A 15,588-nucleotide genomic window follows, 5' to 3' on the forward strand; every position below is an offset into this window, starting at 1 on the left:
AATCGAGGGATGACGCCAATCTTTCTGCGCGATTGAACTCATAGCACTTTCAGAGGGTTCGAAACTCGTCGCATGAAACTGCCCGTCACCCCCACCCGTCGCTCGGCGCGAGTCGCTGCTGCAACCCTCATCGCTGCGCTTACCTTGGCGCCCGTCGCCGGAGTTCCCACCCCGGCGGGGGCTGCTCCGGGCGATCCGCAGATCTCCACCCCCACCTCGGTCTCCGGCACGCCGGGGACCGCCATCAAGCCCTTCGCCGACGCCACGATCAGTGGTGTCGGCACCATGACCGGCGTCACGCTTCGCATCACCGGTGGCATCAACCAGACCATCGATCGCCTGGCGCTCAGCGGTAGCCATCCCGGCATCACCGGCACCTACAACACGACGACCGGTCTCTTCCGACTCCGGGGATCGGCAACGGTCGAGGCGTACCAGGCCGCAGTCCGAGATGTCACCTATACCCAGCTCGGGGAACCAGAGGAAGGGAGCCGAACGTTCATCATCATCGCCGGTACGGCGATCTACCTGCCGGTCACGAACAACCTCTACGAGTACGTACCGACCGGCACGTCCATCACGTGGACCGATGCCCGAGCTGCGGCGTTGAACAAGACGATCGGTCCGTACAGCGGTCACCTCGCGAACCTCACACAAGCGGCCGAGAACGAGGTCGCCATGATCGAGCTCACCGGCAACACGTGGATCGGCGCCTCCGACGAAGGTGCCGAGGGAACCTGGAAGTGGATGGACGGCCCCGAGGCCGGCCAGACCTTCTGGCAGGGCACCGGCAGCGGCACCGCTGTCGGCGGGGCCTACAACAACTGGGCCTCGGGTGAACCGAACAACGTCGGCGCTGGGGGCGAGGACTACGCCCACATGTACGCCAACGACGGCACTTGGAACGACTTCCCCAACTCACTCAGCGTCCGTGGCTACCTCGTGGAGTACGAGGTCGACAACATCGGCGACGTCGCCAGTCAGGTTCGCATGCTCGTCGCCGTCGACACCGATGGCGACGGCGTGTCCGACAACGACGAAGACGCCCAATCGACCGACCCCCTCGACCCCGAGTCCGTCCTCGACTCCGACAATGACGGCGTGCCGGACTCCGTCGAGGTTGCCGATGGCACCGATCCCGAAGACATCAACGACTACCTCGACACCGACGGCGACGGCCTGTCGGACTACCGGGAGTCGCGGGAGGGCTCGAACCCGCTGTCGCCCGACACCGATGGCGACGAGATCGAAGACGGTGACGAGGTCAACGACGGCACCGACCCGGCCGACCCCAACGACTACGTCGACACCGACGGCGACGGCATCCCCGACGCCGTCGAAACCACCGAGGGCACCGACCCCAACGACGCCGGCTCCAAGCTCGACACCGACGGCGACGGCACACCGGACTACTTCGAACGGCGCTACGGCAGCGATCCGGACGTCGTCGACAGCCCGCCCGACACCGACGGTGACGGTCTGAACGACTATCTCGAAGACCAGGCCGGCTCCGATCCGACGAAGGTCGACACCGACGGCGATGGCGTCGACGACAACACCGAGGTCTCGGTCGACGGCACCGACCCGACCGACCCCAACGACTATCTCGACACCGATGGTGACGGCGTGCCCGATGCGGTGGAGACCAGCGACGGCACCGACCCCAACGACGGCGAGAGCTTCACCGACACCGATGGTGAGGGACTTCCCGACTATGTCGAGAATCGTGAGGGCACCGACCCCACCAAGGCCGACACCGATGGTGACGGCGTGGACGACAACACCGAGATCAACGTCGATGGGACCGATCCGCTGGATGCCCAGGATGTCAAGGACACCGACGGTGACGGTGTGCCCGACGCGGTCGAGACGACCAACGGCACCGACCCCAACGATGCCGACTCCGACAACGACGGCGTCAACGACGGCGACGAAGCCACCAACGGCACCGACCCACTCGACGCCGACAGCGACGACGACGGCGTCAACGACGGCGACGAAGCCACCAACGGCACCGACCCACTCGACGCCGACTCCGACAACGACGGCGTCAACGACGGCGACGAAGCCACCAACGGCACCGACCCACTCGACGCCGACTCCGACAACGACGGCGTCGACGACGGACGTGAAGCGACCGACGGGACCGACCCGCTCGACGATGCTTCGTTCGCCGATGCCGACGAGGACGGAATGCCGGATGCGGTCGAAGAGGCCAACGGCACCGACCCCGACGTGCCCGACTCCGACGGCGACGGCGTGAGCGACTTCGACGAAGACGTCCAGGGCACCGACCCGCTCGACCCCGAGGACTATGTCGACACCGACGGTGACGGCGTCCCCGACTCGGTCGAAACCGACGACGGCACCGACCCCAACGATGACACCGACTTCGTCGACACCGACGGCGAGGGCGTTCCGGACTACACCGAGGCGATCGACGGAACCGATCCGGCCAAGGCCGATACCGACGGTGACGGCGTCAGCGACTTCGACGAGGATGTCCAGGGCACCGACCCGCTCGACGCCGAGGTCTACCTCGACACCGACGACGACGGCGTGCCGGATTCGGTCGAAATCGAAGAGGGCACCGACCCCAACGACGACACCGACGTGAAGGACACCGACAACGACGGCATCCCGGACTACACCGAGACCAACGACGGGACCGATCCCACCAAGGCCGATACCGACGGTGACGGCGTCAGCGATGCCGACGAGGCCGATCAAGGCACCGACCCGACCGACGACACCGACGTGAAGGACACCGACAACGACGGCGTGCCGGACTCGGTCGAGGCCGAGGAGGGCACCGACCCCAACGACGACACCGACGTGAAGGACACCGACGACGACGGTCTCTCCGACTACGACGAGGCACGCCGCGGCACCTCGCCGACGTCGGCCGATTCCGACGGCGACGAGATTCCTGATGCGGTCGAGGTCGCCGATGGCACCGACCCCAAGTCGGGCACCAGCATCAAGGACACCGACGAAGACGGCGTGCCCGACTACGTCGAGGTCAAGCAGGGGACGGATCCGGCCAACAAGCTGTCGTTCCTCGACTCCGATGCCAACGGCGTCTCGGACTACGCCCAGGCTCGGGGTGCGGTCCCGCTTCGGTGCCAGCCGGAACTGGGTGAGACCTTCACCTCCACGCCGAACCGGAATGCGATCTCGCAGCTCTATACGGCGTACTTTCACCGGGCGCCCGATGCCGAGGGCTTTGCCTACTGGACGGCGCTCGCCGACCAGGGCCTGTCCCACGAGGAGATCAGCCTGTACTTCTCGGCCAGCTCCGAGTTCACCGAAACCTACGGCCAGCCGGCCGATGACCGGTTCACCACGCTGGTCTACAACAACGTGCTGTGCCGGAATCCTGACGCTGCCGGCGGGTCGTACTGGATGGGTCTGCTCAACGGTGGGCACATCAGCCGGTCGGATCTGATGCTCTACTTCTCGCAGAGCGTCGAGTTCCAGAAGACCACCCGCACCAAGTAGCACCTGCGGGTAGCGGTATCACGAGTGGTGGCCCGGGCTTCGGCCCGGGCCACCGTCGCGTCCGGACCGGGCTCCCGTCAGCGGAGCGTCACGTGAAGATGTGCAGGGCTGCGGCCGAGGATCTGGCGCCACTCGATATCTGCTGCATCGAGTGGACCATCGGCGACGAGTGTGTTGCCCAGACCCGCCGCCGCTGCGGCGAGCACGATCTCCTCCATCGTCATCCGAGCGAGCGCGGCACCGAGGCAGTAGTGCGCTCCGGCGCCGAACGAGAGCAGCTTGGGCGCGTCGGGCTCGTCGAATCGGGCAGGACGAAACTCCTCAGGATCGCCCCACACACGCTCGTCGCGGCTGGCCGACGCCGATGCCAGGAACACCATCGAGCCGGCCGGTCGCTCGATCCCGCCGATGTCGATGGGCTCGAGCGCTGTGCGGGGGACGACGGTGATGCTCGGCTCGAAACGGATCGCCTCGTCGACCACGGTCCGACAGAGCGACGGGTCGGACCGAAGCGCGTCGAGCGCCTCGGGGTGGCGCAACAGGGTGAGCAGCGTGCAACCGACCTGGCCCGACGTGGTGTCGTGTCCACCGACGATCAGGTTGCCGACCATCGTGACCACCTCATCGTGCGTCAGTCGGTCGCCCGACTCCTCTGCGTCGAGCAGTGCACTGATCAGATCGTCGCTTCGTTCCTCGAGCCGTGATGCCATCATCGCCTCGACGTCAGACATCAGATCGACCACGGCGGCCTCGGCCACCGAGATCTGCCTGGGGTCCATCAGCCCGAAGACCGGACTGAGCGCATCGCCGTACGCGACGAAGTCGCCGATCTGGTCATCGGGCACGCCGAGGAGCGTGCAGATCACCGTGATCGGGACGTCGCCCAGCGCCTCGACGAGGTTTCCACCGCCGGCCTCCACCAACGAGGCGAGCCGGTCGGCAGCGAGGGACGCAGCGAGCGCTCGGTGACGCTCGACCGAACGAGGGGTGAAGGCCCTCGAGACCAGTCCTCGCAGCCGATGGTGCGTTGCACCCTCGTTGGTGAACATGAGGCTGGCGTACCAGCGCCGGAGCGACCCGTCACCGATCCCGAGGAAGTCGAAGATCGACAAGCCGACGCCGGCCAACCGAGCGTCGTGTGACAATCGCTCGACGTCGTCGTAGCCCAACACGACGATGGCTCCCGTATCGACGGCGACGCCGACCGGCCCGGCAGCACGGGCAGCTCGATAGTGGTCGTGCAAGGTCTCGTCGAAACCCGTTTCGAGCAAGGTGTCGGTCATGGCTCCCCCCTCCGTGGCGGCGCCTTCCGATTGTTGCCGTCGTCCGCACCGCACGCAACGGTGACGTCACAGGGCACAACGGCGGTCGAGGTCCCGGCGACTCGAGGAGCGAACCGTGGTCGAGCTCGTCGCAGACTACGGTCGGGTGATGATCGGACGCATCGAAGAGATCGTGATCGACTGCGCCTCTCCCTCGACGCTGGCGGCGTTCTGGGCCGCCGTGCTGGGCGGCACGCCGATCGACGAGCATCCTGCGTGGTCCTTCGTCGATCCACCGGGCTGGTCGAGACTCGCCTTTCAGCGGGTGCCGGAGCCCAAGTCCGTGAAGAACCGGGTGCACCTCGATGTCGACGTCGCCGACCTGTCCACCGCCACCGCAGCTGCCGTCGCCCTCGGTGCGACCCCGGTGGGCGACATCGTCACCGAGGACGGCGGAGCGTTCCAGGTGATGCTCGACGTCGAGGGCAACGAGTGGTGTCTGGTGAGTTCCGACGCCGGCGTCGCCACTGCCCCCGATGAGCACTGACGGCTGGCCGTCGATCCAACACTGACGGCTGGCCGTCGATCCAACACTGACGGCAGGCCGTCGATCCGGCACTGACGGCAGGCCGTCGATCCGGCACTGACGGCAGGCCGTCGATCCGGCACTGACGGCAGGCCGTCGATCCGGCACTGACGGCAGGCCGTCGATCCGGTACTGACGGCGCTTGTCAGCCGTTGGCGCGTTCGCCGGCAAGATCGTGGGGTCCTGATGCCGGGTAGCCGAAGGCCGCACGGATCGTCTGGCTCCAGCCGTTCATGAGGTCGCAGAACTCGTCGAGATCGTCGCCCAACGCATCGACGATCGGCTGGCACCCGCGGTCGGTTGCGATCTCGATGTCTTCCCGGAACGCGAGGCCGGCGGCGGTGAGGGCTCCCGCGTCGACAAGGCCTCGGGCCGCAAGGCGAGCCTCGGCGGCGTCGAACTGGTCGTCGGTCCAGGCCCGCGTCCGGGAGTACGAGCGCATCGGCAACCCCCAGTAGAGCTCGGTGAGCAGTCCCATCTCGGTGGCGTCGACACCGGCGGTGGTCCACGCCGCGGTGTGGACGTCGCCGCGGTATTCGCGCAGCTGGTCGGCCAGCCACCAGGTGGCGCCGAGGGTGGTGGGCGGCCGGGGCTGTGAACGGGTGCCGGCGTACAGCGGACGTCCCTCGGGTCGTAGATCGGCGGCGGCACGCTCGACGAGCTCGAGCGCCCGGCCGATGCCCTCAGGTTCGGGGCCGAGGATGCGCTCGAGCTGTTCGATCGCACCCGCCGTCCGCTCGGCGCAGATCGTGGTCGCGTCGGTGAGCGACCAGCCATGCGCAACGGCGGCCGCCACCGCATCGGGGTTGAACACGGCGAAGGCGGCGGCGATCAGGTCGGCCGGGACCTGCCCCATGAGGGAGCCGCGGCTGCAGAAGTAGGCGGGACCGTCGGGCATGGCGACGCCTCTGACTTCTGCGCCGCTCGGAGCGAAGCCGAGCGCGGCGTAGCGGGTATGGCACTCGGGCGAGAAGTACACCTGGCCGGTGAACGCCTCGATGGCGGCGCCGATGGCGCGGGCGGGTGTGGTGGTCATCGGTCGGCTGCTTTCGAGTCGTTGGTCGTGGCCGGTGGGTTCGCCGACGGCTCCTTGGGGAGTCCGAGGATGCGTTCGCCGATGATCGAGCGTTGGATCTGCGAGCTGCCGCCGGCAATCCGCCCGCCGGGTGCCGCCGTGAGACCCTTGGTGTCGGCGTTCCAGAGCATGCCCTCGGGCCCTCGGAGTTCGGCCTTCAGCACGGCATTGTCGAAGGCCATCTCGGTGGTGCCCAACTTGCCGAGTGACGACCCGACCGAGGCGGCCGGGCCCTGCCGCTTCCCCATCGCCAGCAGGCTCTGGCCTCGGGCGACGAGCCGGGTGAGGCGGTCGCGCTCGACCGCTCCCAGCTGCTGCTCCGCCTGCGCGCCGAGTGCCACCATGGCGTCGAGCCGGCGCTGCATCGCGATCTGCGCCGCCCCGATCGAGCCTCGTTCGTTGGTGAGGGTGGCCATGCCGACACCCCACCCTTCGTTGATCGGCCCGAGTAGCGAGTCGGCGGGGATCACTACGTCGGTCAGGAAGACCTCGTCGAACTCCGAGCCGCCCGTCATCTGGCGCAGCGGCCGCACGTCGATGCCGGGCAAGCTCATGTCGAGCAGGAAAAACGAGATGCCCTTGTGCTTGGCGACATCGGGATTGGTGCGAGCCATCAAGATGCCCCAGTCGCTGATGCGGCCGCCCGAGCACCACACCTTCTGACCGTTGACGACGAACGTGTCACCGTCGGCGACGGCCGTGGTGCGCAGCGAGGCGAGGTCGCTGCCGGCTTCGGGTTCGCTGAACAGCTGGCACCACACGCGTTCGGCCGTGATGATCGGGCGGAGGTGGCGCTCCTTCTGCTCGTCGGTGCCGAACCGCTGGATGCCCTGGCCGGCGAGCACGAAGCCGACCATGTTGATGAACGCCGGCACCTCGGCGTTGGCGCATTCCTCGACCCAGATGGACTGGTGGTCGGGGGTCAACCCGCGACCGCCGTACTCGGTGGGCCAGTGGATGCCGGCCCAGCCCTCGGCGAAGAGGTGCTGCTGCCAGGCGACGCCGGCATCGCGCATCTCGGGCGGCATGATCGCCCCGTAGTCGCGGGGAGCCCGCTCGGCATTGTCGGCGAGCCAGGTGCGGGCGTCGTTCCTGAAGGTCTCGAGATCCATGGATGGCGACGCTACACCGGGTGGTGCGACGCATTCGAAACGCCTGTGAAGCATGCCGAACATTTCTCGTCGCTGATCGGTCGTCGCTCGCTCTGGGCAACTAGCCTTGCGGGATGGCTCCGTACGTCTCACCCGAGCACCACCCTGCCCTCGAGGAGTACTGCGAAACGATCTACGAGCTCGCCGAAGACGACGTCCGAGTCATCCAGGCCCGGATCGCCGAGCGTCTGAGCGTGTCTCGGCCGGCGGTGTCCGAGATGGTGAAACGCCTCGACGAGGAAGGCCTCGTCACGATCGAGAAGGGCACCATCACGCTCACGGCCAAGGGCGAGACCCTGGCCACCACCATGGTGCGACGACACCGCCTGGCCGAACGCTTCCTCACCGACATTCTCGGCCTCAGCTGGGCCACCGCCCATCACGAGGCCGGCAAGTGGGAGCACGTGATCAGCCCCGAGGTCGAAGCCGCCCTCCTCACTCACCTCGGCGAACCCACCACCTGCCCCCACGGCAACCCGATCCCGGGCAGCGACTACGTCGAAACCGAGATGACCCCGCTGTCCGGTCTCGAGATCGGCAGCGACTTCCGGGTTCGCCGCATTCCGGAAGAGCTCGAGTTCGCCACCGGAATGCTCGAGTTCCTCGAGGCGTCGCACATCACCCCGGGGGTGGCCGGCACGGTCATCGCCATGTCACCCGACGGCACCACCACCGTCGACATCGACGGTCAGGTGGTCGGCCTCGGCCCCTTCGCCGCCGAACGGATCCTCGTCGCCACCTGACCCCGAAGGCGGGGATCAGCCGTCGAGGTGTCGGAGCAGGCCGTCGAGGGCGACGGCATAGCTGTTGCGCCCGAAACCGGCGACGACGCCGAGGCACACGGCACTGATCACCGAATGGTCGCGGAACGCCTCACGGGCGTGCACATTCGACAGGTGGGTCTCGACGACGGGAATCGTGATGGCCGAGATCGCGTCGCGAAGGGCGATGCTGTAGTGGGTGTAGGCGCCGGGGTTCAGGATGATCCCGCTCGCCCACGTGCGGGCCTCCTGGATCATGGTGACCAGTTCGCCTTCGATGTTCGACTGCACGCTGGTGAGCTCCGCACCCCGATCGGCAGCGATCTCGGCGAGGTCGGCCATGATGTCGGCGAGCGTCTCCGAGCCGTAGACCTCGGGCTCACGCTCGCCGAGCAGGTTCAGGTTCGGGCCGTTCACGACGAGGATCTTGTGGGTCACGGCGGCGATCCTACCGGGGCGACGCCCCGGGCTCAGGGAACTCTCGGCGGCCGGGTCATCACCCAGACGGTCGGCGCGCCGTCGCCGACGTCGAGTGTCGCCGTGACGGCGAACCCCAGCTTCTCGTAGCGACGCACGTTCGACTCGGTCGAGGTTTCGAGTGCTGTCGGCAGCCGATCGGCATCGAGCTGATCGAGGACCGATGTCAGGAGTCGGTGTCCGAAACCTTGCCCCTGCGCAGCGGGAGCCGTTCCCACACAGTCGAGGAACCAGTACGCGCCACTGGGGCGAGCGACGAGGGTGGCGGCCTCGGCCCGCTGCACGGCGGGCAGCCGATCACCGAAGACGTCGGCGAGCGCTGACACCCGCTCGATCAGCTCGTCGGGCACACCTCGATACGCATCCATCGAAGGCACAGCCGCACCGTCGAGCAGGCTCCATGCCGCCGCCGAGCGGATCTCCCCGTCGACCTCGAGCACCCAGAGGTCGCCTCGGTGTGCACCGATCGCCGAGTGCACGGCGTAGATCGTGTGCAGCCGGCGGCGATGGTCGTCGGCCGGGACGGCCCAGGTGGTCCAGACGTAGTCGGCAAACGCATCGGTGAGCAGCTCGGCGACGGCGCCGACGTCGTCCGTTGCTGCCTGACGCACCGTGATCGATGCTCGACTCATGCTTGCTCCTCGGGTGGGCGAATCGAACCGAACGAGCGCAGCAGTTCGAGGTCGTAGACGATCTTCAGCGAACCGGCAATGATCAGCGGCCAGCCGAACGTGGTCCGGGCGAGCAGCGCACCCGACATGGCCGGACCGGCGGCAGCCGCCAGGCTACGGGGCACATTCGTGATGGCAGACGCCGCCGATCGGCGCTCGGGTGGCACCACCGCCATGACATAGCTGGTGCGGGCGGGCACGTCCATCGTGGCGAACACCGAGCGGGCGAGCAGACAGCCGACGGCGAGCCACGCATTCGGCATGAGGGCAGCCGCCATCAAGAACAGGTTGGCGGGAATATGTGTGAAGACCATGGTGCGGACGAGCCCGATGCGATCGGCCAACCATGGCGACACGAGCATCGAGGCCGCAGTGAAGAGGCTCGTCCAGAAGAACACGACGCCCGAGACGGCCACCGACAGGTCGAAGCGCAGCGACAGCCACAGCGCCAGCATCGCCTGCACCGTGAACCCGCTCGCGAACGAGTCGAGGCTGAACAGGGCGGCCAGGCGAAGCACGATGCCGCGGCTCTCCCCCAGCGCCCCGGGCTCGCCGCCGATGGTCGGTTCGATCTCGGGGCTGAGCCGAAGGTACGCAACCAGCGACACCACGCCGACGGCGGTGTAGAGCCAGAACGGGATGCGCAGCGCAGCGATCTCGCTCGTCCAGCCTCGATGGTGGATGGCCGCGACCAGCCCGACACTGAGCGAGCCGAAGGCACCCAGGAGCGAACCGACGAGCGAATAGCGGGCGAACAGTCGCGTGCGGTCACGATCGGGGGCGGTCTGCGGGAGCAGGGCGTGCTCGACCGGCTGGAAGACGCTCACGTCACCCGACGACGGATTGAGCGTCCCGAGGAACGCCACCACGACCAGCAGCCAGAACGTTCGTCCCAGCGCGAACCCGCATCCGGTGAGGATCATGAGAACCGACGCGCCAACGAGCACGTGCCGCCGAAGCCACCGCCGTCCGACCCACGCCACGGTGAGGGTCGCCATCGCCGACCCCAGCATCGTGATGGTGGCGATGGCGCCGACCCGGGCCGTGCTCAGCCCCAGGAGCGCCAGGTAGGTGGGGAGCACCACGCTGGCGGCACCGTCGACGAACCCACGCAGTCCCCGCAGCCCGATGACCCGTCGAGCATCGACGTGGTCCGGCAGCACCCGAGCGATGGTCCCCGACACCGCGGCGAGCGTACCGCCACCACTCCCCCGCCACCGCCGACCCCACCCCGTCCCGCCAACCGTCTCGCCAACCTCCGGGTCACCGTCCATTCCCGCCAAAGCTCCGGGCCTGCGTCCGCCAGAGCGCGCAGAGTCCCGGAGCGTTGCTGAGTTTGGACGCAGTCCCGGAGGTTCGAGCTCGTGGTGCAGCGGGGCGTCGCTGCTTCACCGCTGCCTGGCGTCGACGACGGCCGGTAGCGTGCGGTGATGCAGGTCCTCGCCGTCGAAGCGGTTCGCAGCAACCTCGGCCTCGACCCCTCGGTCGAGCAACTGATCGACCTCCTCGGGATCTTCGTCTTCGCCGTGTCGGGTGGCCTGACGGCGGTCCGCAAGCGATTCGACGTGGTGGGGGTGATCGCCCTCGCCGCCATCACGGCGCTGGGTGGCGGCCTCCTGCGCGACGTCCTGCTCGGCGACACGCCGCCACCCGCGCTCACCGAGCCGGCATACCTCGTCGCCGCTCTGGTCGGCGCTGCGGCCACGTTCGTCGGCCACCAACACATCGAGCGCCAGTGGCTTCGTCCGCATCTCGTGTTCGACGCGGCTGGACTCGGCCTCTTCTGTGTTGCCGGCACCACGAAGGCACTGGCGTTCGGCCTGAATGGGGTTGGTGCGGTCGCGCTTGGCGTACTCACCGCGACCGGAGGCGGCGTCATGCGTGACGTCCTGGCCGACGAGCAGCCCATGCTCTTCCGGAGCGAGACCGTGCTCTACGGCATTCCGGCCGCACTCGGTGCCACGGCGGTGACGATCGCATCGAACCTGGAGCTGGCGAACGCCGGTGTCGCCGGCGTCGTCGCCGTGGCCGTGTTCGCCTTCCGTCTGGCCGCACTCCACCATGGCTGGCACGCGCCGCACCCGCGCGGCGTCGACCTCGCCGGCGACGACTGAACCTCCGGGCCTCCGTCCGATCTCGGCCAACCTCCGGGACAGCGTTCGCCACAGCGCGCAGAGCCCCGGAGCTTTGGATGGGTTGGACGGTGGCCCGGAGCTTCGTTGAGGGTGTGCGGGCCGAGCGATGGTCGACGGTCAGAGGGCGCGAGCGACCTCGGCCGGGTCGACGCTGTCGAGGCCGAGGGCAACACCCACGGCCGGCTCGGTGAGCTTGCCCTGCGCCACGTTGAGACCGTTGAGCAGGTGCGGGTCCTCGAGCATGGCCTGCTTGGCGCCCTTGTCGGCCAGCGCGAGCACGAACGGCAGCGTCGAGTTGTTCAGGGCGTAGGTCGAGGTGCGGGGCACGCCGCCCGGCATGTTCGCCACGCAATAGTGCACGACCCCGTCGACGATGTAGGTGGGTTCGGCGTGCGTCGTCGGGCGCGACGTGGCGAAGCAGCCACCCTGGTCGATGGCGACGTCGACGAGGACCGAGCCGATGCGCATCTGTTGCACCATGTCGGCGGTGACGAGGTGCGGCGCCCGAGCTCCCTTCACCAACACGGCACCGACCACGAGGTCGGCGTCGAGCACATATGACTCGAGTGAGTCCTGCGTCGAATAGACCGCCTTGATCGACGTGCCCCAGCGCGCGTCGAGCGCGTCGAGCACGTCGAGGCTGCGGTCGAGGACGGTGACCTCGGCGCCGAGACCGACGGCCATCTCGGTGGCATGACCGCCGACGACGCCGCCGCCCAGCACGACGACCTTGGCCGGTGCGACCCCGGGAACACCGCCGAGCAGCAGGCCGGCGCCTCCCTGCGGACCTTCGAGTGCGTGCGCTCCCGCCTGGACCGCCATCCGACCGGCGACCTTCGACATCGGGGCCAGCAGTGGCAGACCACCACGTCGGTCGGTGACCGTCTCGTACGCGATGCAGGTGGCACCCGATGCCAGAAGGTCGTGGGTCTGGTCGGGGTCTGGGGCGAGATGGAGGTAGGTGAAGAGCAGGTGCTCGGGACGCAGCATGGCCCGCTCGACCGCCTGCGGCTCCTTGACCTTGACGATCATCTCGGCCCAGTCGAACACTTCGGCCGCATCGGTGGCGATGGTGGCGCCCGCTGCCACGTAGTCCTCATCGGAGGCGCCGATCCCGATGCCGGCCCCGGATTGGACCTTCACCTCGTGGCCGTGGCCGACGACCTCGCGCACCGAACCGGGCGTCAACCCGACTCGACGCTCGAGCACCTTGATCTCCGAGGGCACACCAACTCGCATCTGCGCACTTCCTGTTCTCGATGGGCGATCCACCACCGCACGCCGCGTGATGAACGTCGAAGTGGTCACGCTACGACACGACCGCCGGCAGGTGCTTGCGAAACGGTGCACCGAACCGCGTCGTCATGCACTTTTCTGTTGCCATTCACAGTTCTGACGCCTCATACTTGCGCTCATGCCGCTCGACGCCACCGATCGCGCCATCCTCGCCATCCTGCAGGACGACGCTCGCATCACGAACAACGAGCTCGCCGAGGCCGTGCACCTCTCCCCCTCGGCGTGCCTGCGACGAGTCCGTCGTCTGGAAGAGCAGGGCGTCATCGACCGCTACGTCACCCTCGTCGACGCCGGCGCCATCGGCCGGCCGACCACCGTGTTCGTCGAGATCTCCCTCGCCAGTCAGGAGGAGCGGCACCTCGACGCCTTCGAAACCCAGGTGATCGATCGACCCGAGGTCGTGAGCTGCCACCTGATGGCGGGCAACGCCGACTATCTGGTCCAAGTCCGCTGCGCCGACGTCGAGGACTACGAGCGGATCCACCGCACCCACCTCGCGCTCCTGCCCGGCGTCACCCGCATCCGGTCAAGCTTTTCGCTGCGCACGGTCTGCCAGCGCACCGCCCTCCCGCTCGACTGAGCGGCGGCCTCACCGGCGGCCGGTCACGTCCGGCGCGGCGGTGGTCGCGCCACTTCGAACGATCGGACCGGGGCGAGTAGCTTCGTCGCCATGACCGACCAGAGCGCACCAGCCACCGACGATCTCGACTCGCCACTGCAGGGCGTCCGGGTGATCGAGATCACCAACTGGATGGCGGCGCCCGGTTGCGCAGCGATGATGGCCGACATGGGGGCCGACGTGATCAAGGTCGAGCCTCTCACCGGCGACGTGGTCCGCAACATGATGCGCCCGCCGCTACCCCAGGGCGACCGACCCGCCATCGACGCTTCGTTCGAGGGCGACAATCGAGGCAAACGATCGATCGCGGTGGCGCTCGACACCGACGCCGGCGCCCAGCTGGTGCGCGATCTCACCGCCACGGCCGACGTGTTCCTCTGCAACCTGCTCCCGCAGCGCCAGGCCAAGTTCGGCCTCGACGCCGAGACCCTGCTTGCCCTACGACCCCAGCTCGTGCACGCCACGCTCACCGGCTACGGACTCAAGGGTCCCGACGCCACTCGCCCAGGCTTCGACGTCACCGCCTTCTTCGGCCGGGGCGCCATCACGGACTTCAGCACCGAACCGGGCGCCGTCGCCCCCATGCCGGGCGCGGCCCAGGGCGACCACACCACCAGCCTCTCGCTCCTCTCCGGCATCCTCGCCGCCCTCCGCATGGCCGAGCGCACGGGCCGGGGCCGGGCGGTCGACGTCAGCCTCATGGGCACCGCCACCTGGACCATGATGAGCAACCTCGCCGCTGTGCTGGTCGACGGTCGGGTGCCGACCAAGCGGGACCGCCGCAACCTGATCGCCCCACTCGGCAACCGCTTCAAGTGCGCCGACGGTCGCTGGATCATCCTCAACATGGTCGAGGCTCGATGGTGGGAACCATTCTGCCGCACGGTCGGACTCGAGGAGCTGCTCGATGACGAGCGGTTCGACTCGATCCGCACCCGCTACCAGAACATGCCGGACCTGATCGACATCATCGATGCCAAGTTCGCGACCAAGTCGATGCCGGAGTGGGGGCAGATTCTCGACGACGCCGGCCTCATCTGGGGCCCGGCATCGTCGTTGACCGAGCTCGCTGCCGACCCACAGGCGGCCGCCGTCGGCATGTTCCCCGAGATCGACCACCCCGAGGGCGGCACGTTTCGTACCGTGGCGACGCCCATCCACATCGCCGACGCCACCATCGCTCCCCGCGGCCCGGCACCGAAGGTCGGCGAACACACCGACGAACTGCTGCGCGAGCTCGGTCTGAGCGACGACGCGATCGCCACGCTCCGCACCGACGGCAACATCGGCTGATCTCGCCCAATCTCGGCGCAACGTTGGCGAGTTGACACCGCTCAGCGGCATCAACTCTCCAAAGTTGCCAAGAATCAGTCGGTCGTCAAGGCCATGACGCTAGCTGGCACGTCGACGCCGTCGAGCACTCGAGCGTCGCCGATCGGCGGATCGAAGACCGTACGCATCGGCACGACGCCCGCCCAGATCGGGAGGGCATAGTCCTCGTCGTCATCGATCGGGTCGCCCGTGCGGACCTTGGCCGAGGCGTGGTCGAGCGAGAGCCGCAGCACGGAGGTGCCGGCGATCTCCTTGCTGGTGTTGGGGCGCAAGTCAGCCTGTCGGCCGGGCACGAGCCCCTCGACGAAGCGGTGGAGCGCGGCCGCCTTCTCCTCCGGATCGGTGACCTCGATCGCCTGGCCGATCACCATCACCGAGCGATAGTTCACCGAGTGGTGGAAGGCCGAGCGGGCCAGCACGAGACCGTCGAGCAGCGTGACGGTGACACACACCTCGACCCCGTCGTTGCGGGCGGCATCACCGCGACGGATCACACCGGAAGCCGGCGCGCCATGCAGGAGCAGCGCGTCGCCGTCACGCACGTAGAACATCGGGATGACGACGGGTGCGCCGTTGCGCACCGTACCGACGTGCGCCACGTGACCGGCGTCGAGGATGGCATCGATCTGCTCGCGGTCATAGCGGGCCCGATCGACCCCGCGCCGCACGACGACTCGTGGATCAGGAGCGCCTTCGCTCGACGCGGTCAATTGTTCTGGTGC

The 15,588-nt window shown here is 68.1% G+C and carries 14 protein-coding genes; 6 read left to right on the forward strand and 8 right to left on the reverse strand.

What is annotated here, in order from left to right; translation table 11 throughout:
• Positions 1–72: 72 nt before the first annotated feature.
• Positions 73–3,501, forward strand: a complete 3,429-nt coding sequence (locus R2733_00565) for a DUF4214 domain-containing protein (protein MEZ5374970.1) — start codon at positions 73–75, stop codon at positions 3,499–3,501.
• A 77-nt stretch (positions 3,502–3,578) separates the two neighbouring features.
• On the opposite strand, the gene R2733_00570 is transcribed toward R2733_00565, so the two are convergent.
• A complete protein-coding gene (locus R2733_00570; protein ID MEZ5374971.1) occupies positions 3,579–4,784 on the reverse strand; it encodes a cytochrome P450 in 1,206 nt (401 codons plus the stop codon).
• 148 nt (positions 4,785–4,932) lie between these two features.
• On the opposite strand from R2733_00570, the gene R2733_00575 reads away from it, so the two are divergent.
• The gene (locus tag R2733_00575; GenBank protein ID MEZ5374972.1) at positions 4,933–5,310 is read left to right on the forward strand and encodes a VOC family protein; all 378 of its coding nucleotides are present in this window, start codon (positions 4,933–4,935) and stop codon (positions 5,308–5,310) included.
• Between the two features lie 184 nt (positions 5,311–5,494).
• Here R2733_00575 and R2733_00580 read toward each other — a convergent pair whose 3' ends face one another.
• A complete protein-coding gene (locus R2733_00580) occupies positions 5,495–6,385 on the reverse strand; it encodes a hypothetical protein (GenBank protein ID MEZ5374973.1) in 891 nt (296 codons plus the stop codon).
• Complete coding sequence (locus R2733_00585) at positions 6,382–7,536, reverse strand: acyl-CoA dehydrogenase family protein (GenBank protein ID MEZ5374974.1); 1,155 nt, start codon at positions 7,534–7,536, stop codon at positions 6,382–6,384. The genes R2733_00580 and R2733_00585 overlap by 4 nt, the downstream gene beginning before the upstream one ends.
• 113 nt (positions 7,537–7,649) lie before the next feature.
• Between R2733_00585 and R2733_00590 the strand changes: the two genes are divergently transcribed.
• Complete coding sequence (locus R2733_00590; GenBank protein ID MEZ5374975.1) at positions 7,650–8,318, forward strand: metal-dependent transcriptional regulator; 669 nt, start codon at positions 7,650–7,652, stop codon at positions 8,316–8,318.
• A gap of 15 nt (positions 8,319–8,333) precedes the next feature.
• On the opposite strand, the gene aroQ is transcribed toward R2733_00590, so the two are convergent.
• The 3 genes from aroQ to R2733_00605 are packed head-to-tail and all read right to left on the reverse strand — an operon-like array spanning position 8,334 to position 10,668.
• On the reverse strand, positions 8,334–8,774 hold the full coding sequence (gene aroQ, locus R2733_00595) for a type II 3-dehydroquinate dehydratase (protein ID MEZ5374976.1): 441 nt from the start codon (positions 8,772–8,774) through the stop codon (positions 8,334–8,336).
• A gap of 32 nt (positions 8,775–8,806) precedes the next feature.
• Entirely contained in the window at positions 8,807–9,445 is a 639-nt protein-coding gene (locus R2733_00600) for a GNAT family N-acetyltransferase (GenBank protein MEZ5374977.1), read from the reverse strand.
• Positions 9,442–10,668, reverse strand: a complete 1,227-nt coding sequence (locus tag R2733_00605; GenBank protein MEZ5374978.1) for an MFS transporter — start codon at positions 10,666–10,668, stop codon at positions 9,442–9,444. Before R2733_00605 ends, R2733_00600 begins: the two co-directional genes overlap by 4 nt.
• Positions 10,669–10,914: 246 nt before the next feature.
• On the opposite strand from R2733_00605, the gene R2733_00610 reads away from it, so the two are divergent.
• Positions 10,915–11,598, forward strand: a complete 684-nt coding sequence (locus R2733_00610; protein ID MEZ5374979.1) for a trimeric intracellular cation channel family protein — start codon at positions 10,915–10,917, stop codon at positions 11,596–11,598.
• Between the two features lie 138 nt (positions 11,599–11,736).
• On the opposite strand, the gene ald is transcribed toward R2733_00610, so the two are convergent.
• Positions 11,737–12,858: an alanine dehydrogenase gene (gene ald / locus R2733_00615; GenBank protein ID MEZ5374980.1), complete on the reverse strand. Its 1,122-nt coding sequence runs from the start codon at positions 12,856–12,858 to the stop codon at positions 11,737–11,739.
• Between the two features lie 175 nt (positions 12,859–13,033).
• Here ald and R2733_00620 point away from each other — a divergent pair, with 175 nt between their 5' ends.
• Both R2733_00620 and R2733_00625 read left to right on the forward strand, forming a co-directional pair.
• Positions 13,034–13,495, forward strand: coding sequence for an Lrp/AsnC family transcriptional regulator (locus R2733_00620; GenBank protein ID MEZ5374981.1), 462 nt, complete (start codon positions 13,034–13,036; stop codon positions 13,493–13,495).
• A 90-nt stretch (positions 13,496–13,585) separates the two neighbouring features.
• Positions 13,586–14,827, forward strand: coding sequence for a CoA transferase (locus R2733_00625; protein ID MEZ5374982.1), 1,242 nt, complete (start codon positions 13,586–13,588; stop codon positions 14,825–14,827).
• Positions 14,828–14,901: 74 nt separating this feature from the next.
• Here R2733_00625 and R2733_00630 read toward each other — a convergent pair whose 3' ends face one another.
• A complete protein-coding gene (locus tag R2733_00630; protein ID MEZ5374983.1) occupies positions 14,902–15,534 on the reverse strand; it encodes a pyridoxamine 5'-phosphate oxidase family protein in 633 nt (210 codons plus the stop codon).
• Between the last annotated feature and the right edge of the window lie 54 nt (positions 15,535–15,588).

This window comes from Acidimicrobiales bacterium, from assembly GCA_041394265.1.
GTDB lineage: Bacteria > Actinomycetota > Acidimicrobiia > Acidimicrobiales > SZUA-35 > JBBQUN01.

Coding starts and splice junctions, on each gene's coding strand:
- R2733_00565 (MEZ5374970.1), top strand. CDS start 73: ATGAAACTGCCCGTCACCCCCACCCGTCGCTCGGCGCGAGTCGCTGCT.
- R2733_00570 (MEZ5374971.1), bottom strand. CDS start 4,784: ATGACCGACACCTTGCTCGAAACGGGTTTCGACGAGACCTTGCACGAC.
- R2733_00575 (MEZ5374972.1), top strand. CDS start 4,933: ATGATCGGACGCATCGAAGAGATCGTGATCGACTGCGCCTCTCCCTCG.
- R2733_00580 (MEZ5374973.1), bottom strand. CDS start 6,385: ATGACCACCACACCCGCCCGCGCCATCGGCGCCGCCATCGAGGCGTTC.
- R2733_00585 (MEZ5374974.1), bottom strand. CDS start 7,536: ATGGATCTCGAGACCTTCAGGAACGACGCCCGCACCTGGCTCGCCGAC.
- R2733_00590 (MEZ5374975.1), top strand. CDS start 7,650: ATGGCTCCGTACGTCTCACCCGAGCACCACCCTGCCCTCGAGGAGTAC.
- R2733_00600 (MEZ5374977.1), bottom strand. CDS start 9,445: ATGAGTCGAGCATCGATCACGGTGCGTCAGGCAGCAACGGACGACGTC.
- R2733_00610 (MEZ5374979.1), top strand. CDS start 10,915: ATGCAGGTCCTCGCCGTCGAAGCGGTTCGCAGCAACCTCGGCCTCGAC.
- ald (MEZ5374980.1), bottom strand. CDS start 12,858: ATGCGAGTTGGTGTGCCCTCGGAGATCAAGGTGCTCGAGCGTCGAGTC.
- R2733_00620 (MEZ5374981.1), top strand. CDS start 13,034: ATGCCGCTCGACGCCACCGATCGCGCCATCCTCGCCATCCTGCAGGAC.
- R2733_00625 (MEZ5374982.1), top strand. CDS start 13,586: ATGACCGACCAGAGCGCACCAGCCACCGACGATCTCGACTCGCCACTG.